The organism is Streptomyces jeddahensis (assembly GCF_001642995.1).
Classification (GTDB): Bacteria; Actinomycetota; Actinomycetes; order Streptomycetales; family Streptomycetaceae; genus Streptomyces; species Streptomyces jeddahensis.
Window position 1 is genome coordinate 1 of sequence record NZ_LOHS01000026.1, and the last position, 18,960, is coordinate 18,960.

Here is an 18,960-nt window from a genome sequence, read left to right on the forward strand (position 1 = left end):
GCCGGTCGCCGGCCGCCGACCGGGCGGAGTCAGGAGCGGTAGCGGCCGAGGGCCCGCAGGCCGGGCAGCGCCTTGTCGTCGAAGTCGAACAGGGCGAGGTTCTCCCACGCGTTGCCCGACGTCGGGTCCGCCGGGTTCCAGCCGCTGCCGGCGCGGTAGGTCCACACGCCTTCCCAGTAGCAGTAGCCGAGTCCCTGGCCGTCGGGGACGGCGGCCGACAGGTCGGCCACCGCACGCAGCCATGCGGCCTGCCCCTCGGGCGTGGCGGGGTAGCCCTCGGTGAGCTGTGAGGGGCTGTTCATGATGTCGTTGATCTCGTCCTCGCTGCTCAGCGTGAACGGGTACGCGGTCTCGGCGATCACGCAAGGTTTGCCGTAACGGGCGGTGATATCGGCCATGTTGGCTGCTGCCTGGTCCAGGGAGCCGTGCCAGAACGGGTAGTAGGACAGGCCGATGATGTCGAAGTCGACGCCGTAGGACACCGCGTTGTCGAACCACCACCGGTACAGGCCGTTGTCGCCGCCGTTGGCCAGGTGGATCACGGTGCGGATGCGCGGAGTGGTGTCGCGCGCGGCGCGCAGGCCGGCCTTGAGGAAGGCGGTCAGGTTGTCCCAGTGCTCCCAGTTGCCGGTCGGCCAGAGCATGCCGCCGTTGAGTTCGTTGCCTATCTGCACGAGGTCGGCGGGCGTGCCCTGGCGCCTGAGTGCGCCGAGGACCTCGGCGGTGTGGTCGTAGACGGCCCGGGTCAGGCCCGCCACGTCCAGGTCGGCCCAGGCGGCCGGCTTGGTCTGGTGGGCCGGGTCGGCCCACGTGTCGGAGTAGTGGAAGTCGACCCAGATGCCGATGCCCGCCCGCTTCAGGCGCCGGGCCAGCGACAGGACGTGCTTCTTGTCGTTGTAGCCGTCGGCCGGGTTCACCCAGACCTTCAGACGGGCGTGGGTGATGCCGGCGTCGGCGAGGATACGGATCGGGTCGTCGCGTCGGCCGTCGGCGCGGCGGTAGACGGCCCCGAAGTCCTCGTTCTTGGGCAGCGAGGAGATGTCCATGGCGCGGATCGGCAGGCGGCGGGGCGCGGCGCCGCCGCTCGCGGTGCTCGCGGCGGCGGGGACGGCGCCCAGGGCGGGCACCGCCAGCGCCGCGGCACCGACCGATGCGGCGGTGAGAACGCGGCGTCTGGGGATGTCGAGCATTTCAGGGGCCCCTTCACGGTGGAATCGGCTCTGGGTTGACACGGGTGCCGTGCGGGACCGCCCGGGCTCAGCCGTTCCGTGAACGTGCACAGGTACTGTCTCGGCTGGCACCCGGGACCAACGTTAGGTAACCCGACGCCGGGCCGGAATGACAAGAGATTCGAAACAATCTTCTCCTGTGCACGCTCACAGAAGCGCGCACGCCCTCGCGTACACCTCTCGGGTCAGCGGCCCAGCACATCGTCCCGTCCCTGCGCGGCATACTCCGCCAACAAGCCCTCCACGTCCCCCGACGTCAGCCGCCGGTACGCGCACTGCCCCGGTGGCCGCCACCACACGGGGTCCGGGCAGCAGAAAGCGGCGCGCCGCAGGCCCACGCGGTGGACCTTGTTCGTCGCGGTGACCGGCATCTGCCGCACCACCCGCACGAAGCGGGGAGCCATCTTCGTACCCAGGTCGTCCTGAGCCTCCAGAAACGCCGCGAACCCGGCCGGATCGAAGGCTGCCCCCTCGCGCAGCGACAACGCGGCCATCACCTGGTCCCCGGCCACCGGGTCCGGTACCGCGAACACGGCCACGGCAGTGGCGTCCTCGTACCGGGCGAGGATGTTCTCGATCATCGCCGCCGCCAGGTTCTCGCTGTCGACGCGCAGCCGGTCGTCGGTCCGGCCGGCGAAGTAGAGGAAGCCGTCGGCGTCGCGGTAGAAGAGGTCGCCCGTCCAGTACCAGCCAGCCCTCAGCCGCTCGGCGTCCGCTGCCGCGTTCCGCCAGTAGCCCTCGAAGGCGGTGCGGCCGCGGTTGACCAGCTCCCCGATCGCCAGGGCCCCGTTGAGCAGCCGTCCCCGCTCGTCGAACTCCGCCGGCGGGCACTCCTCGCGTGTCTCCGGGTCGACCACGGCTAGATCGTTACCGGGCGCCGCCCGCCCGATCGCGCCCGGCGGCGTCCCCGGCATCCGCTGAATCGCGGCGCCGCCCTCCGACGAGCCGTACCCCTCCACGAGCCGCACGCCGAACCGCTCCTCGAAGCGCGCCGCGTCCACGGCACCCGCCTCCGTGCCGAATCCCAGGCGCAGCGGGTTGTCCCGGTCGTCGGGGGACGGCGGGGTCGCCAGGATGTACTGCACCGCCCGTCCCACGTACGTGAAGTACGTGGCACCGTACCGTCGTACGTCCGCCAGGAACCCGGACGCCGAGAAGCGCCGCCGCAGTGCGACCCCGCCGCCGGCCGCGAGCGCGGGCGCCCAGTCCGCGATGACCGCGTTGCCGTGGAACATCGGCATACAGACGTAGTGCACGTCCTGCGGCCGGAGGGCGAAGTGGTCCGCCAGCGACAGCCCGGCCGCCGTCAGCCGTCCCTGTGTGCAGATCGCCGCCTTCGGTGCGCCCGTGGAGCCCGAGGTGAAGTACAGCAGCATCCGCGCGTCCGGCCCCGGCTCCACGCCGCGAAGCCGCACCTCGCCCGGCTTCGCCCCGGCGTACGGCGCGAGCAGTTCCCCGTACGCGTCCGTTTCGGTCACCAGGATTCGTACCCCGGGCAGGTCGAGGCCGTCCAGCAGGGCCAGATGGACGCGTTCCGTGATCAGCACCCGGCAGTCCGTGTGCAGGATGTCGCGGGCCAGCTCGGGGCCGCGCCGGGTCGGGTTGATGCCCGCCACCGCGGCGCCCGCCAGTGCCGCGGCGCTCAGCCACAGTGGATACTCGGGAGTGTTGTCGAGGAGCACGCCGACGTGGGGCTCCGCCGAGCGCGGCAGCAGGTCGGAGAGCAGCGCGGCCCGCGCAGCCGCGCCCGCGGCCACCTGATGGTGGCTGAGCACCTCGTGTTCGAACCACAGCCCGGGGCGGTCGTCCCCCCAGCGGGCCTGGACGAGTTCCGCGACGGTACCGGCCTTGGACCCTTGGGACCTCATGGGTGCGCACCATAATTGACGACCCATCAGATGGGGAGAGCGTTCGCGCACCCGTCGTCGTCACGGCGTGTCCGGGAAGGGATCGGTCGTGGTGCTGGACAGGCGAGGCGACCGAACACCGACCGACCACGCCGCACTGTCCCGAGATCATTCACCTACAAGGCTTAGTCTGATGCCCCTGAACGGCTTTTCGAACCACGGCACATGGGAAAGGTGACCGGTGATGTCGCTGAGCCCCGGCGATTTGGACTCCATAGGCGGCTATGCGCTGGTCGGCCGACTCGGGAGTGGCGGCATGGGTGTCGTCTATCTGGGCCGCTCAGCCTCGGGGCGACAGGTCGCGGTCAAGGTCGTGCACGCGCAGTACGCGCAGGACGAGGAGTTCCGGACGCGCTTCAGGCAGGAGGTCGCGGCGGTCCGGCGGGTGAGCGGGGCGTTCACGGCCCCGGTAGTGGACGCCGATCCGGACGCCGAACGGCCGTGGATGGCGACGCTGTATGTGCCGGGCCGCACGCTGTCGGACATCGTGGCCAATGACGGTCCGCTGCGCGGACGCGAGTTGCGCGCGCTCGCTCTGGGCCTTGTCGAGGCGCTGCGGGACATCCACCGGGCAGGTGTGGTGCACCGTGATCTGAAACCGAGCAACGTCCTGATGGCCGAGGACGGACCCCGCGTCATCGACTTCGGCATCTCGCACGCCGTCGACAACGAGGCCCTCACCGTGACCGGACGGTTGATCGGCACCCCGCCCTTCATGTCTCCGGAGCAGTTCACCGCGCCGCGGGACGTCACCGCGGCCTCGGACGTCTTCTCGCTGGGGTCGCTGCTGGTGTACGCGGCCACCGGCAACCGTCCCTTCGACGGAAGCAGCCCGTACTTGACGGGCTATCAGGTGATGTACGAGGCACCGGTCCTGGACGGAGTCGCCGAACCGCTTCGGAGCATCGCCGAACGCTGCCTGGACAAGGACCCGGCCGGCCGGCCCGCACTCGCCGAGCTGCACCGTATGCTCCAGACGCTGCCGGACTCCGCCGCGCAGGTCGCGCCGGGCGCCGACTCGGCGGATACCAGCCGCCAGGCTTCCCATACGCGCCCCGTTCCACAAGGCCTGGCCGCCGAGGGGGAGGGCGGAACGGACAGGACTCGAACCGGCTATGGACGTCGAGGGCGGCTCATCCTCGTCGGCCTCGCCACAGCCCTGGCCATCACCGGGCTGAGCATCACGGCAGTGAATACCGGGTCGCACCAGAACAGCGCTTCCCCGTCGCCCGACGCGTCCCCGCCCGCGTCGGCACCCGCATCCGCCGCCACGGTCACCCCACCGCCGCAGCACGTGCGGTGGGACTACCAGATCGGCGGCGCGTACACCCCGCCGACCGGTGTGCAGGTGGTCAGTCGCAGCTTCGAGGACGCGCCCGCGCCGGGTGTGTACAACATCTGCAATCTCAACGCCTTCCAGGCACAGGAGGACGCGGAGGGTGACTGGGACTCCGACCTGCTGCTGCGCGACGCCAACGGGGATGTCGTCTACGACAAGGACTGGGACGAGGCGGTCCTGGACATCCGCACGGACGCCAAGCGGCAGCGCATCGCTGCCAAGGTGAACACCTGGATCGACGAGTGCGCGGCCAAGGGGTACAAGGCCGTCGAGCCCGACAACTACGACACCTTCACCCGCTTCCCGAAATACCTCACGGCCGACCAGGCCAAGGCGCTCATGAAGCTGCTGTCGGCGCACGCCCACGAAAAGGGCCTGGCCATCGCCCAGAAGAACACCCTTGAGCTCGTGCCCTACCGTGCGTCCGTGGGCCTGGACTTCGCCGTGGTGGAGGAGTGCGGCGAGTGGAATGAGTGCGGCGAGTTCGCCGAGGCGTTCGACAACAACGTGCTCGCGGTCGAGTACACGGCGAAGGGCCTATCGGCAGCGTGCTCCGGCTGGAGCAGCACACTGAGCATTGTCCGCCGCGACCAGTCAGTCGTGCCCAAAGGCGCGAGCGGCTACCTCCGCCAGACCTGCTGACGCCCGAACCCACTGACTCAAGTACCGAGGAGCAACCGGTTTCTGATTCGGGACGGCATTACAAATCGCTATGAACTGGGTTAAATCCCCAAGCTCTCGGGAGCGAGTGGCGTTCCGCTCGCGAAACCGCCTTCTCTTCTGGCGGGCTTTCGTCGGAGGATGGGCGCGAGTCCGGGCGGCGGCCCTGCCCGGCCGACGAACCGCACCCCGCACAACCGCCCCGGGCAACCATGCTCGGAGCACGACAGGAGAGCCCCGTGAAACCCGCCCCTTACCTCGCCGCGGACGACCGCTACTCCGGCATGCAGTACCAGCGCTGCGGGCGCAGCGGGGTGCTGCTGCCCAAGGTCTCGCTCGGTCTGTGGCACAACTTCGGTGACACCACGCCGCTGGCCACCCAGCGCGCCGTGCTCCGCCGCGCCTTCGACCGCGGCGTCACCCACTTCGACCTCGCCAACAACTACGGCCCGCCGTACGGCAGCGCTGAGGCGAACTTCGGCACGATCTTCGCGCAGGACTTCCGCCCGTACCGGGACGAGCTGTTCATCGCCACCAAGGCGGGGTACGACATGTGGCCCGGGCCGTACGGCGAGTGGGGTTCGCGCAAGTACCTGCTCGCCAGCCTCGACCAGTCGCTGGGGCGGATGGGCCTCGACTACGTCGACGTCTTCTACTCGCACCGCCCGGACCCCGACACTCCCATCGAGGAGACCGTGGGCGCCCTGGACACTGCCGTACGTCAGGGCAAGGCGCTGTACGCGGGCCTGTCCAACTACAGCCCCGAGCAGATGGTGAAGGCCGCGGCGGTCCTGAAGGAGCTCGGGACGCCGCTGCTGATCAACCAGCACCCGTACAACATGCTGGACCGCGGCATAGAGCGCAACGGCCTGATCGCCGCGTCCGCCGAGGCCGGCGCCGGTGTCATCGCCTTCTCGCCGCTCGCTCAGGGGCAGTTGACCGACCGCTATCTCGACGGCGTGCCCGCCGACTCGCGAATGGCCATCGGACACTTCCTCAAGCGGGACGCCCTCACCGAGGAGAAGCTCGCTCTGCTGCAGGCGCTCAACAAGTTCGCGGGCGACCGCGGGAACACGCTCGCGCAGCTGGCACTCGCCTGGGTGCTGCGTGATCCGCGCGTCACCTCCGTGCTCATCGGGGCGAGCAGCGTCGCGCAGCTGGACCAGAACCTGGGCGTGCTCGACGTACCGCCCTTCGAGGAGGGTGAACTGGCCCAGCTGGAGGAGCTGCTGGGGTAACCCGGGCGGCGTGCCCGGCTGGTGGGACGCCGTGGGAGAGTGGCGGCCCGCGGCGGTCCCGCGGGAGGCGAGCGCGGCGACGCTGCTCCATACGGCGTCGTCGGTGGTCGAGCTCGACCACGGGGGCTCCCGGCTGCGGGTGACGCTGCCGGAACCGTACTCGGCGGTACTTCTGCGGCTGCACCACGCCCGAGCTGCACTATCGTGAGCGCCGACGGGGATGAGGCGCGGCTCAGGGGCGAGGAGACGGACGTGGAAGGGACAGCCGGGAAAACGGGGGGTATGTCCGGCGGATCCGGCGGTGAGGCCTCGACGGTGCGGGACGTCGCCAAGCGCGCCGGTGTGTCCCCGTCGACGGTGTCCCGAGTCCTTGGCGGAACCTATCCGGTGGCCACGGCGACCCGCGCCAAGGTCCTCAAGGCCATGCGCGAGCTGGACTACGTGGTCAACGCCCACGCCCGTGCCCTGGGCGGCTCCACGAACAAGACGGTCGCCTTCGTCGTCGACGACGTGACCGGCCCCTTCTACGCCCACATCGCGCGCGGAGTGGAGGAACAGGCATCGGCCGAAGGCCGGCTGTGCATGCTCTGCACCACGCACGGCGACCCCCAACGCGCCCTCGGCGTCGTGGAGTTGATGCGCGAGCAGCGGGCAGACTGCGTGATCGTCGTGGGTGGCGCCTGGGAGGACAAGGCCTACCAGGACCGGATGACGCACTTCGCGCACGCCCTGGACCGGGCGGGCTCGCGGCTGGGTCTGGTGGGCCGGCCCCCGCTGGGCGAGGGGGTGCCCGCGACGGTCGTCGAGTACGACAACGAGGGCGGCGCCTTCGCGATGACCACGCATCTGCTGAGCCAGGGCCACCGGCGCATCGCCTACCTGGGCCGGGTTCCCCTGCTGTCCACGAGCAGAGAGCGCCTTCAAGGCTTCACCAGCGCCCACGATATGCTGGGTCTCAGCCCCTACCCCCGGCTGATCAAGGACGGCGTCTTCTCACGCAGCTACGGATATCAGGCGACCCGGGAACTCCTCGCCTCCAAGGCGGACTTCAGCGCGATCTTCGCCGCCACGGACATGGTCGCCGCGGGCGTGCTCCAGGCGTTGCGCGAGGGCGGTGTGCGGGTGCCCGAGGACGTCTCGGTGGCCGGGTACGACGACATCCCCGTGGCGCTCGACATGTATCCCCAGCTCACCACGGTGAGCGTGCCGCACGAGGAGCTGGGCCGTACCGCCGTGCGCCTCGCGCTCCACCGCGACGAGTTGCCCGACAGCCAGCACCAGGTGCTCGGCACCCACATCGTCGTCAGGGGATCGACCCGGCGCCGCGGGAAGTGACGCGCTCGGCGCGGCGAAATTTTCGGTGCAGTACGGGGTGGTGCCCCTCGCCTCGGGTGCCGTAATTATGGACATCGGTTTCCCCCAACGCTTGCCTCTCTGGAGCATCACCATGCCGCACCGTCGGCCCCAAGTCCTCGTCTACACCCGCACCACCGCCTACCGGCACGACTCCATCCCGGACGGCATCCGTGCATTCCGGGAGCTGGGCACAGAGAACGGTTTCGACGTCCATGCGACGGAGGACCCGGAGGCGTTCGACGGCGGGCTCGACCGGTACGCGGCCGTGGTGTTCCTCTCCACCAGCGGTGACGTCCTCACACCGCGGGGGAGGGAGGAGCTGAAGGGATACTGCGCCTCCGGCGGCGGCTTCATGGGCGTGCACGCGGCAGCCTGCACCGAGTACGACTGGCCGTTCTACGGCGAGCTGCTCGGCGCACGCTTCGCGCGCCACCCCGAGCTGCAGCCAGGCGTCCTCACCATCGAGGACAAGGAGCACCCGGCCACTCGCCACCTGGACGCCGCCTGGGCGTTCACCGACGAGTGGTACGACTTCCGGGCCAATCCGCGCGGTGCCGTGCGCGTGCTGGCCTCCGCCGACGAGTCCTCGTACGAGGGCGGGGGGATGGGGGACGACCATCCGCTCGTCTGGTGTCACGAGTACGGCGGCGCCCGGGTGTTCTACACCGCGCTCGGCCACACGGCCGAGGCCTACGACGACCCGGACTTCCGCGCCCATCTGCTCGGCGGCCTCCGCCACGTGGCGCCCTTGTCCTGATCGCCCGCGGCCGCAGCGCGCGGCAAGGACCGGGCCACCCCGGTGTGATCTTGCGCGACACACCGGGGTGGCCCCCAACGGCACGTACGTCTCCTAACGTCCGACCCCCACCAGACAGGAGAGACACGTGAGCCGCACCAACACGCACAGAGCGGAATCAGCGGGCGGGATCAGCCGGCGCGGGATGCTGAAGGCCGCCGGCGGGCTCGCCCTCGCCTCAGCGGCGGGCACCGGCGCCGCAGCCCTCCTCGGCGGCACGGCCAGCGCCGCCCCGGCGACCTTCACCCACCCCGGCATGCTGCACAACTGGGGAGACCTCAACCGCGCCAAGGTACGGGTGGCCGCGGGCGACGACCCCTGGCTGTCCGGCTGGAACCGGCTGACCGCCAACTCCCACTCCCAGTCCACCTGGAACCCCAACCCGCAGGCCACCATCATCCGCGGCGGCACCGGGCAGAACTACGGGATCCTCTACAACGACATCGCCGCTGCCTACCAGAACGCGCTGCGGTGGTGGGTCAGCGGCTCGACCGCGCACGGGGACTGCGCCGTGCGGATCCTCAACGCCTGGTCGGCCACGCTGACCGAGATCACCGGCAACGCCGACCGCTACCTGGCCGCCGGCATCTACGGCTGGCAGTTCGCCAACGCCGCCGAGCTGATGCGCGGCTACAGCGGCTTCAACCTGAGCCGCTTCCAGAACATGATGCGGACCGTCTTCTACCCGCTCAACGACCGGTTCCTCCGCGAGCACAACGACGCCTGCATCACCAACTACTGGGCCAACTGGGACCTGTGCAACATGGCCTCGATCATGGCGATCGGGATCCTGTGCGACGACGGCCCCATGTACGACCAGGCCTCGAACTACTTCAAGACCGGGGCGGGCAACGGCTCGATCAGGAACGCCGTCCCGTTCCTGTACTCGAACGTGGAGGGCTACGACCTCGGCCAGTGGCAGGAGTCCGGCCGCGACCAGGGCCACACCGTCATGGGCATGGGCCAAATGGGCGCGATCTGCGAGATGGCCTGGAACCAGGGCGAGGACCTCTACTCGTACGACGGCCGCCGCTTCTTCAAGGCGGCCCAGTATGTCGCGAAGTACAACCTCGGCATGAACGTGCCGTACACCACCTACACCTGGGGCACCGGCCAGAACTGCGCCCAGCAGTCGCAGACGGTGATCGGCTCCGGCAGCCGCGGCCAGGTGCGCCCGGTGTGGGCGATGCTCCACTTCCACTACAACCGGCGCCTCGGCCTGGATGACAGGTACATCCGCGACATGTACTGGGGCGTCGTCCACCCCGAGGGCGGTGGGGGCGACTACGGCTCCACGAGCGGCGGCTACGACCAGCTCGGCTTCGGCACGCTGACGTACGCCAAGTGAGGCGGTGAGGCCCGGTGCCTGCCCTGACCCGGCCCGCAGGGCAGGTGCCGGTCGCGTCACGCGCGCGTGGCGGCCCCCTCCGTCACGCGCGCGTGCCGTCACGCTCCGTACCGTTGGTCCAGCGGCGGTGGCACACCGCATACGCTGGCCCGATGCAGGACGAGTACCGCACGGTGGCCCGCGAGGGCGTGCACGAGATCGAGATCAACCGCTCGCGCTTCCTGTGCGCGCTCGCGCCCGCGGCCACCGAGCAGGAGGCCCAGGACTTCATCGCCCGCGTCCGCAAGGACCACGCGGACGCCACCCACAACTGCTACGCGTACGTCATCGGCGCCGACGCGGCCGTGCAGAAGGCCAGCGACGACGGCGAGCCCGGCGGCACCGCGGGCGTACCCATGCTCCAGATGCTGATGCGCCGCGACATGCGCTACGTCGTCGCCGTCGTCACCCGCTACTACGGCGGGGTCAAGCTCGGCGCGGGCGGACTCATCCGGGCGTACGGAGGAGCGGTCGGCGAGGCGCTCGACACGCTCGGCACCGTCACCCGCAGGCGCTTCCGGCTCGCCACCGTCACCGTCGACCACCAGCGCGCGGGCAAAGTCCAGAACGATCTGCGCGCGACAGGACGCGAGGTCCGCGACGTCCGCTACGGCGAGGCGGTCACCATCGAGATCGGCCTGCCGGACGCCGACGTCGAGGCCTTCCGCGCCTGGCTCGCCGATGCGACAGCGGGCACAGCCGGGTTCGAGCTGGGCGGAGAGGCGTACGGGGACGCCTGAGGGACCGCGGACCGCGGCAGGACGGTCCGCTGTGTATACAGGTCGGGCGGGTTGCTGTGTATACAGGTCGTATGGGGCAGGCACCGGTGGATGAGGCGCAGGGCTTGCTCTTCCTCACGGAGGGTCTGCCGGTCTACGCCGGGCAGTACGTGCACGAGGGCACCCTTGCGCCGCACACGCACAGCTTCGTGGAGGTCGTGGTCGTCATCGGCGGCGACGGTGTGCACCACGCGCTGGGGGGCCGTCGGCGGCTCGGGGCGGGGGATGTGCTGGTGCTGCGGCCAGGGGTCTGGCACGGCTACGAGGACTGCCGCCGTCTGGAGATCTACAACTGCTGCTTCAGCGCGGAGCTGCTGCGGCGCGAGCTCGCGTGGATGCGCGATGACCCGCTGCTGGGCCATCTGCTGTGGACGGGACCGCGCTCGGCGCACCGCAGGGGCCTGCTCGGCTTCCGCCTCGACCCGGTGGCGCTCGCCGAGAGCCGCAGCCATCTCGATGCCCTGGACGGACTGCGGCACGCACCGGTCGGGCTGCACCGTGCCGACCTCATGGGCCGGCTGTCGCTGCTCCTCGGTCTACTGGCGCGCGCAGCGGCCGCCGAGCACCCGGACCGTGCGGAAGCGGGCGGGCGAACGCACCCCGCCGTCGTACGCGCCATGCGGCTGCTGGAGGAGCGGCCCGCGCATCCGTGGACGGTGCCGGAGCTGGCCGATGAACTGCACCTCTCACCGGGCTATCTGACACGCCTGTTCAAGTCGGTCACCGGCCAGCCGCCCATGGCCTACCTGTCGCAGCATCGCGTGGAGCTGGCGGCGGCCATGCTGCTGCACACGGACCTGCCGGTCGCGCGCATCGGCCGCGAGGTCGGCTGGCCGGATCCCAACCTGTTCGCCCGCCGGTTCCGCGCCCATGCGGGCTTGAGCGCGACCGCGTACCGGAAGAGGTTCGCGGACAGCGGGAGCCATCAGACCGTCCGCCGTCACGCGTGAGCCGTCAAGCGTCCGTGGTCAGGAGGTGCCTCGCCAGGACGTCAGCGTCACGCGGTGAGGGCCGGCGCCGAGCATCAGCGCCCTGCGGCCGTGCGCATCGGAAAGCCGCAGGTCGTCGGCCGCCACCGGTACGCCGTCGGCCCGGACGGCGGACCACGTCCCGGGCGGCAGGACGAAGACCCCCGACGCACCCACGGGAATCTCCACGTCCGCGGTGAACGACGACGCGTCCGTCTCCCACCGGATCGCCGCCGTGCCGTAAGGGGTGCTCGACTCCGCGCGCGCCCAGGTCAGTTGCCCACCCGGCACGGGTGCGAAGACGATCCGGCGGTAGCCGGGGGCGTCCGGGTCGGGGGCGAGGCCGGCCACCGTGCGGTAGAGCCAGGCGGCGACCGCGCCGTACGCGTAGTGGTTGAAGGACACCATCGACCCGCCGCCATCCATGTCGCCGGCGTGGATGGCGCCGTCCTCGCCGACGGCGTCCCACCGCTCCCACACGGTGGTCGCGCCCTGCCGCACCGGGTGCAGCCAGCCTGGGCAACGGTCGTTGAGCAGCAGCCGGTACGCCTCGTCGTGGTGTCCGGTGGCGGTGAGCGCGGGCAGCACCAGAGGAGTGCCGAGGAATCCGGTGGCGATGCGGCCTTCGGCCTTGCGCACGAGATCAGCGAGGTATCGGCCGATCCGCTCTCGCTCGGCGGCAGGCGCGATGCCCATTTGGAGCGCGATGGCGCAGCCGGTCTGCGTGGTGACGGCCAGCGTCCCGTACGCGGCCCATGCCGCCTGCGCCGCGCGGTCGCCCAACACGCCGCATAGATCGGCGTCTTCGGTGCGTCCGATGAGCCGCGCGACCCGCGCCACGAGCCGGGCACTGTGGGCGAGGCAGGCGGTGGCCACGAACTCGGTCGGCGTGGTCGCCTCGTGCGGCCGGTCCGGCGGGGCGCCCGGGTCCAGCCAGTCGCCGAAGTGGAAGTCGCCGGACCAGATGCCGTCGGCGTCCAGACGTCCGGCGCACCAGTCGACCCAGCCGCGCATGGAGTCGTACTGGCCTTCCAGTACGTCGAGGTCCCCGTACGCCTCGTACAGCGCCCAGGGGACGGTCACCGCAGCATCGCCCCAGCCCGCGCTGCCGTACTCCCAGTCCTCGTCGCCCAGCAGATGCAGGACGTTGGGGACGACATGGGGTACGCAGCCGTCTTCGCGTTGGTCCGCGGCCAGATCCCGCAGCCAGTTCCGCAGGAACGAGCGGCTGTCGAAGGTGTGGCAGGCCGTGGGTGCGAACACCTGGATGTCGCCCGTCCAGCCCAGCCGCTCGTCACGCTGCGGGCAGTCCGTGGGCAGGGACAGGAAGTTGCCGCGCTGGGACCAGACGGTGTTCTCGTACAGGCGGTTGACCGCATCGTTCGAGCAGGCGAAGTGGCCGGTACGGGTCAGGTCCGATGCGACCACGACCACCTCCACGTCGCTGATCGTCACGCCGGGATCCGCGGTGATGTCGGCGTACCGGAAGCCGTGGAAGGTGAACTGCGGGGTGAGCCGTACGGGCCCGGTGTCCGCCAGCACATACCGGTCCGTGGAGGTGGCGCCCCGCAGCGGAGCGGTGTGCAAGTCGCCTGCGGAGTCGAGGACTTCGGCGTGCCGTACGGTCACGGCCCGGCCCTCGCCGCCCTCTGCCGTGATCCGCAGGTACCCGGTGACGTTCTGCCCGGCATCGACGCGCAGCCCGCCCCGCTGCGCCGGGGTGACGGCGGGGCGCCGGGTCTCCACGGCCCGTACGGCGGGCATGGCTCGCTGCTCGAGGCCGGGAGGGAGATCGAGGGCGACGGCGGGGGACCACGCACTGTCGTCGAATCCTGCTCGCCGCCACCCCTCGGGGCTGCGGCGCAGGTCGATGATGCTGCCCTCGTACAGCCCGGCCGACAGCACCTCGCCGGTCGCCGCCCGCCAGGTGCCGTCGGTGGCGACCACGAGGCGCTGCCCGTCGGCGAGGGTGACGTCGAGCTGGGCGAGGAGGGCCGCCGCCTCGCCGTAGACGTTGCGCTTGGGCGGAGAGAGCCAGGTGAGGGTTCCCCGGTACCAGCCGTCGCCCACCGTGGCGCTGATGACGTTCGCGCCCGCCTTCAGCAGTGAGGTGACGTCGTACGTGGCGTACAGCAGGCGGTGCCCGTAGCTGGTCCACCCCGGCTCCAGCAGATCCCCGCTGACCGCCAGGCCGTTGACGCGGGTGTCGTGCACGCCGAGCGCGGTGACGTACAGCCGCGCGGTCCGTACGTGCATGGGCAGGTGGAACTCGCGGCGGAAGACCGGGGCAGGGCCCGGATCGCGGCGGCCGGCATCGCTGGCGAGCGCGATGGGGCGGGCCAGCCAGTCCGACCGCTCCAGCAACGCGGCCTCCACGCGCGCCGGGTCGCTCCACGCCGTCCACCCGAGATCGGTGCACACCCGCACCCGCCACCAGCGCACCTCCCTGCTGCGCAGGGCGGGGCCGGGCATCACCACGTCCTGCCGGCGCTCCGAGTGCACGACCCCGCTGCCGGCGACGCCGCTGCGGAAGACGTCGTCGGACGCGGTCTGCACCTCGTAGCACCGTTGCCGGGCGGACGAGCGATCCGAACTCAGTCGCCAGCTCAGCAGGGGCCTCGCAGCGGCCGTCGCGACGAGGCCCGAGTCGTCGGCGGTGCGCAGCCCCACCACATGGACGGTCGGATCAGTGGATTCACTCGCGGCAGCGGACATGGCCATCACGGAACAGTTCTCCTGTGTCCCTCGGGAAAGCGATCGAACGTGCGCTGATGGCACGCGCGCGTGGCGTCCATCACGTCAGCCAGGGGAAGAGCCCGCGGAGCGGCCCCGCCGGTCCCCCTCCGTCTCCTCGATGATTCCGCTGTCCACGGCGGGTTCCTAGGCCGTTCCGCACCGCGACCAGGACGAAACTGCTGTCGGCGTGAGCCGTCCGACCGTCGTCGACCGGGACGGGTGGCAAACTAAGCTCGGTGAGGGACGCGGTGCCGGACGACACCGGCGTGGCCGCTGCTGACAGTGGTACCGATGTCCCATTCGTGCAGGTCATGGGGGCGGAGGAACGGAAAACATGCAGGTCGGAGTGGTGCTGTGAGAATCCTGCACACCTCCGACTGGCACCTGGGACGCTCCTTCCACCGCGTGAGCATGCTCGCTGCCCAGGCCGAGTTCATACGTCACCTCGTCGCCACGGTGCGGGAGCGCGACGTGGACGCCGTCGTCGTCGCGGGAGACGTGTACGACCGGGCCGTGCCGCCGCTGGCCGCTGTCGAGCTGTTCGACGACGCACTGCACCGGCTAGCGGAGCTCGGCGTGCCCACCGTGATGATCTCGGGCAACCACGACTCCGCGCGCCGCCTCGGCGTCGGTGCCGGACTCATCGGCCGCGCGGGCATCCATCTGCGCACCGAACCCGCAGCCGTCGGGACGCCCGTGGTGCTGGCCGACGACCACGGGGACGTGGCGTTCTACGGACTGCCCTACCTCGAACCCGCGCTGGTCAAGGACGAGTTCGGGGTGGAGAAGCCCGGCCACGAGGCGGTGCTTGCGGCCGCCATGGAACGGGTGCGCGCCGACCTCGCCATGCGCGCCCACGGCACCCGGTCCGTCGTCCTCGCGCACGCCTTCGTCACCGGCGGCGAAGCCAGCGACAGCGAGCGCGACATCACCGTCGGGGGCGTCGCCTCCGTGCCGGCCAGGGTCTTCGACGGCGTCGACTATGTGGCGCTCGGGCATCTGCACGGCAGCCAGACCCTCACCGAGCGCATCCGCTACTCGGGATCCCCGCTTCCGTACTCGTTCTCGGAGGCGGACCACCGCAAGAGCATGTGGCTCGTGGACCTCGGGCCGGGCGGCGAGCTCCAGGCCGAACGTGTCGACTGCCCGGTGCCGCGACCGCTCGCCCGCATCAGGGGACGGCTCGACGAGCTGCTCGAGGATCCGCGCCTCGCCCGCCACGCCGACGCCTGGGTCGAAGCGACCCTCACGGACCCGGTGCGGCCCGCCGAACCCATGGCGCGGCTCACCGAACGCTTTCCCCACACCCTCAGCCTCGTCTTCGAGCCCGACCGCACCCCCGAGGACCCGGACGTGTCGTACGGGCAGCGCCTCAGGGGGCGCAGCGACCAGCAGATCGGGGAGGACTTCGTGGCCCATGTGCGGGGCGCGGGACCGGACGAGCGGGAGCGCGAGGTGCTGCGCGACGCGTTCGACGCCGTACGCGCCGACGCCGCGGTCGTGCAGGACGGCGCCCGCGAGGGCCGCCGCGAGGGCGTGGCCGAGGTGGCCCGGTGAGGCTGCATCGGCTGCGTATGACGGCCTTCGGGCCCTTCGGCGCCACTCAGGAGGTCGACTTCGACGATCTGTCGGCCGCCGGGCTGTTCCTGCTGCACGGCCCGACCGGCGCCGGGAAGACGACCGTGCTGGACGCCGTGTGCTACGGGCTCTACGGCTCGGTACCGGGCGCCCGGCAGGCCGCCGCCGGTCAGGGGACGAACCTGCGCAGCGACCATGCGGCGCCCGCGACGCGCACCGAGGTATGCCTCGAACTCACCGTCGCCGGACGCCGGTTGGAGATCACCCGTCAGCCCCCGTGGGAGCGCCCCAAGAAGCGCGGCACGGGCACCACGACGGAGAAGGCACAGAGCTGGCTGCGCGAGTACGACGCGGCCGCGGGCTCGTGGAAGGACCTCAGCCGCTCCCACCAGGAGATCGGCGAGGAGATCAGCCAGCTCCTTGGCATGAGCAAGGAGCAGTTCTGCCAGGTCGTGCTGTTGCCCCAAGGCGACTTCGCGCGGTTCCTGCGGGCCGACGCGGAGGCGCGCGGCAAGCTGCTCGGGCGGCTCTTCGACACCGGCAGGTTCGCCGCGGTCGAGCAGCGCCTCGCCGAGCGGCGGCGCGGCGCCGAGGCCGAAGTACGCGAAGGGGACACGCAGTTGCTCGCCGACGCCCACCGTATGCAGCAGGCCGCGGGGGACGCCGTGGAGCTGCCCCTGCCCGATCTGGCGCCCGGTGACCCGGGACTCGCCGAGGCCGTACTGGCCTGGGCGGCTGTCGCGCGCGCCGGTGCCCGCGAGCGGCTCGATATCGCGCACGCCGCCCTGTCCGCAGCCGAGTCGGCGGCGGTCGCGGCACAGCGGCGGCTCGCCGACGCCCGGGAAGCGGACCGGCTGCAGCGGCGGTTCGCCGAGGCGCGCCAACGGGCCGAGCGGCTCGAGGCGCGTGCGGACGACTACCGCATGGACCGCGACCGGATGGAGCGCGGCCGCAAGGCCGAGTCGGTGGCTCCCGCGCTGGACCTGCGCGAGGCCGTCGAGCGCGAACACCGCCAGGCCGCTGCGGAAGAGGCACGCGCGCGTGCCGCACTGCCCGCGACCTTCGCGGACGCCGGTGCGTCCGGCCTCGCGGCCGCGGCCCGCAAGGCCGCCGAGGAGCTCGGGAGCCTCGCATCGGCCCGCCGAGCCGAGCAGCGGCTGGGCGAACTGGCCACCGAGCGCGCCGAACTGGACCGCCAGGACCGTGCCGACGAGGAACTCCTCCAGGACGCGGCGAGCTGGCTGGACGGGTGGGACGAGACACGCGCCGCCCTCCAGGGGCGCATCGACGCCGCCCAGGAAGCAGCGACGCGCGCCGAGCACTTCGCCGGGCGGCTCGAGCCGGCAAGGGACAGGCTGGCCGCCGCCCGCCGACGTGATCAGCTGGAGGCCGACGCAGCCCAGGCGCACGAGCGGTCGATGACCGCCCGCGAGCGTGCCACAGCCGCCCGCGAGCACTGGCTGACGCTCAAGGAACAACGCCTGCAGAACATCGCCGCCGAGCTCGCGGCGAACCTCACCGACGGCGAGCCCTGCGCCGTCTGCGGCGCCACCGAACACCCGGCGCCCGCCCCGAAGGCCGCAGGCCACGTCGACCAGCAGGCCGAGGACGCCGCGCTGGCCGCCCACCGCCGCGCCGACGAGGCACGCACCGACGCCGAGCAGCGGCTGGGTGTCGTACGCGCACAGCTCGCTGCCGCGACGGAGACCGCAGGCGACGCCACGACCGTTCAACTCGCCGAGGAATACGAGGAGTTGCAGCGGCGTCATGCCGAGGCGCGTGACCTCGCATCCGGGCTGCACCCGGCCCGCGAGGCACTGGACCGGGCCGAGCGCGAGCACGAGCGCAGGCTCGCCGCCCGGCAGGAGGCCGGGCAGCGGGCCGCCTCGCGCGCGTCCCGGCGCGAGCTCCTCGATCGCGAAAGAGCCTCGCTGGAAGCGGAGCTGGCGCAGGCGCGCGGTGAGGCGGGCAGCGTCGCGGCCCGGGCCGCCCAGCTGGGGCGGCAGGCGGCCAGGCTGACCGAGGCCGCCGACGCCGCCAGGATCGCCGAGGAGACCGCGCAGCGTCGCAAGGACGCCGACGCGCGACTCGCCGACGCGGCCTTCCGCGCCGGGTTCGACACGCCGGAGGCCGCCGCTGCCGCCCTCCTCGACGACGCACAGCACCGCGAACTCCAGCACCGCATCGACGCCTGGCAGCACGAGGAGGCGGCCGTACGATCCGTCCTCGCGGAGCCCGACACGGCCGCTGCTGCGAAGCTGCCGCCCGCGGACGTCCCGGCCGCCGGACAGGCCGCCGCCCTCGCAGACCGCCGGGTGCGCGACGCGGCGTCCGCGCGGGACGCGGCCGCGCGGCGGTGCGCCGAACTGAACCGGTTGTCCGCGCGGTGCGCGGCATCGGTCCGCCGACTGGGGCCGCTGCGTGAGGAGTACGACCGCGTGGCCCGCCTCGCCGGACTGGCCGCGGGCACCTCCGCGGACAACGAGCGCAAGATGCGTCTCGAGTCGTACGTGCTCGCTGCGCGCCTCGAACAGGTCGCGGCCGCCGCGACCGTGCGGCTGCAGCGCATGTCGTCCGGCCGGTACACGCTGGTGCACTCCGACGACCGTACGGGGCGCGGCCGTTCGGGCCTCGGCCTGCATGTCGTCGATGCCTGGACGGGCCGCGAGCGCGACACCGCCACGCTCTCCGGCGGCGAGACCTTCTTCGCGTCGCTCGCGCTCGCACTGGGCCTCGCCGACGTCGTGACCGACGAGGCGGGCGGCGTCCGGCTCGACACGCTCTTCATCGACGAGGGCTTCGGCAGCCTCGACGACCAGACGCTCGACGAGGTCCTGGACGTCCTCGACTCCCTGCGGGAGCGCGACCGCAGCGTCGGCATCGTCAGCCATGTCGCGGATCTGCGCCGCCGTGTCCATGCGCAGCTCGAGGTGGTCAAGGGCAGGTCGGGGTCCGTGCTGCGGCAGCGTGGGGTGGAGGGCTGACGG

12 protein-coding genes are annotated in these 18,960 nt (G+C 71.6%); 9 read left to right on the forward strand and 3 right to left on the reverse strand.

Going from position 1 to position 18,960, the window contains the following annotated elements; genetic code table 11:
* Positions 1-29: 29 nt before the first annotated feature.
* Both STSP_RS02310 and STSP_RS02315 read right to left on the reverse strand, forming a co-directional pair.
* Positions 30-1,190, reverse strand: a complete 1,161-nt coding sequence (locus STSP_RS02310; RefSeq protein WP_067271277.1) for a glycoside hydrolase family 53 protein — start codon at positions 1,188-1,190, stop codon at positions 30-32.
* 224 nt (positions 1,191-1,414) lie between these two features.
* A complete protein-coding gene (locus tag STSP_RS02315; RefSeq protein WP_067271279.1) occupies positions 1,415-3,097 on the reverse strand; it encodes a long-chain-fatty-acid--CoA ligase in 1,683 nt (560 codons plus the stop codon).
* 223 nt (positions 3,098-3,320) lie between these two features.
* Here STSP_RS02315 and STSP_RS39930 point away from each other — a divergent pair, with 223 nt between their 5' ends.
* From STSP_RS39930 to STSP_RS02355, 7 genes are all read left to right on the forward strand, one after another.
* Complete coding sequence (locus STSP_RS39930) at positions 3,321-5,117, forward strand: endo alpha-1,4 polygalactosaminidase (RefSeq protein WP_078066831.1); 1,797 nt, start codon at positions 3,321-3,323, stop codon at positions 5,115-5,117.
* 302 nt (positions 5,118-5,419) lie between these two features.
* Positions 5,420-6,373: an aldo/keto reductase gene (locus tag STSP_RS02325; protein WP_232789499.1), complete on the forward strand. Its 954-nt coding sequence runs from the start codon at positions 5,420-5,422 to the stop codon at positions 6,371-6,373.
* Between the two features lie 282 nt (positions 6,374-6,655).
* Positions 6,656-7,708 (forward strand): LacI family DNA-binding transcriptional regulator, encoded by a 1,053-nt coding sequence (locus tag STSP_RS02335; RefSeq protein WP_067271288.1) that lies wholly within the window; start codon positions 6,656-6,658, stop codon positions 7,706-7,708.
* 112 nt (positions 7,709-7,820) lie between these two features.
* Positions 7,821-8,486, forward strand: coding sequence for a ThuA domain-containing protein (locus STSP_RS02340; RefSeq protein WP_067271289.1), 666 nt, complete (start codon positions 7,821-7,823; stop codon positions 8,484-8,486).
* A gap of 127 nt (positions 8,487-8,613) precedes the next feature.
* Positions 8,614-9,873 carry an alginate lyase family protein gene (locus tag STSP_RS02345; protein ID WP_067271293.1) on the forward strand — a complete coding sequence of 420 codons (1,260 nt, stop codon included), beginning with the start codon at positions 8,614-8,616 and terminating at the stop codon, positions 9,871-9,873.
* A gap of 152 nt (positions 9,874-10,025) precedes the next feature.
* Entirely contained in the window at positions 10,026-10,652 is a 627-nt protein-coding gene (locus STSP_RS02350) for a YigZ family protein (RefSeq protein ID WP_067271296.1), read from the forward strand.
* A gap of 71 nt (positions 10,653-10,723) precedes the next feature.
* Positions 10,724-11,641 (forward strand): AraC family transcriptional regulator, encoded by a 918-nt coding sequence (locus STSP_RS02355; protein ID WP_067271299.1) that lies wholly within the window; start codon positions 10,724-10,726, stop codon positions 11,639-11,641.
* Positions 11,642-11,659: 18 nt separating this feature from the next.
* On the opposite strand, the gene STSP_RS02360 is transcribed toward STSP_RS02355, so the two are convergent.
* Positions 11,660-14,374 (reverse strand): alpha-L-rhamnosidase, encoded by a 2,715-nt coding sequence (locus STSP_RS02360; RefSeq protein ID WP_232789498.1) that lies wholly within the window; start codon positions 14,372-14,374, stop codon positions 11,660-11,662.
* A 375-nt stretch (positions 14,375-14,749) separates the two neighbouring features.
* On the opposite strand from STSP_RS02360, the gene STSP_RS02365 reads away from it, so the two are divergent.
* Together STSP_RS02365 and STSP_RS02370 are read left to right on the forward strand one after the other, a co-directional pair.
* A complete protein-coding gene (locus tag STSP_RS02365) occupies positions 14,750-15,952 on the forward strand; it encodes an exonuclease SbcCD subunit D (RefSeq protein WP_067271304.1) in 1,203 nt (400 codons plus the stop codon).
* On the forward strand, positions 15,949-18,957 hold the full coding sequence (locus STSP_RS02370; RefSeq protein ID WP_067271306.1) for an AAA family ATPase: 3,009 nt from the start codon (positions 15,949-15,951) through the stop codon (positions 18,955-18,957). The genes STSP_RS02365 and STSP_RS02370 overlap by 4 nt, the downstream gene beginning before the upstream one ends.
* Positions 18,958-18,960 lie beyond the last annotated feature (3 nt).

Bases quoted from the DNA above. Each gene is read 5' to 3' on its own strand.
- STSP_RS02310 (WP_067271277.1), bottom strand. From the start codon at position 1,190: ATGCTCGACATCCCCAGACGCCGCGTTCTCACCGCCGCATCGGTCGGT.
- STSP_RS02315 (WP_067271279.1), bottom strand. From the start codon at position 3,097: ATGAGGTCCCAAGGGTCCAAGGCCGGTACCGTCGCGGAACTCGTCCAG.
- STSP_RS39930 (WP_078066831.1), top strand. From the start codon at position 3,321: ATGTCGCTGAGCCCCGGCGATTTGGACTCCATAGGCGGCTATGCGCTG.
- STSP_RS02325 (WP_232789499.1), top strand. From the start codon at position 5,420: ATGCAGTACCAGCGCTGCGGGCGCAGCGGGGTGCTGCTGCCCAAGGTC.
- STSP_RS02335 (WP_067271288.1), top strand. From the start codon at position 6,656: ATGTCCGGCGGATCCGGCGGTGAGGCCTCGACGGTGCGGGACGTCGCC.
- STSP_RS02340 (WP_067271289.1), top strand. From the start codon at position 7,821: ATGCCGCACCGTCGGCCCCAAGTCCTCGTCTACACCCGCACCACCGCC.
- STSP_RS02350 (WP_067271296.1), top strand. From the start codon at position 10,026: ATGCAGGACGAGTACCGCACGGTGGCCCGCGAGGGCGTGCACGAGATC.
- STSP_RS02355 (WP_067271299.1), top strand. From the start codon at position 10,724: ATGGGGCAGGCACCGGTGGATGAGGCGCAGGGCTTGCTCTTCCTCACG.
- STSP_RS02360 (WP_232789498.1), bottom strand. From the start codon at position 14,374: ATGTCCGCTGCCGCGAGTGAATCCACTGATCCGACCGTCCATGTGGTG.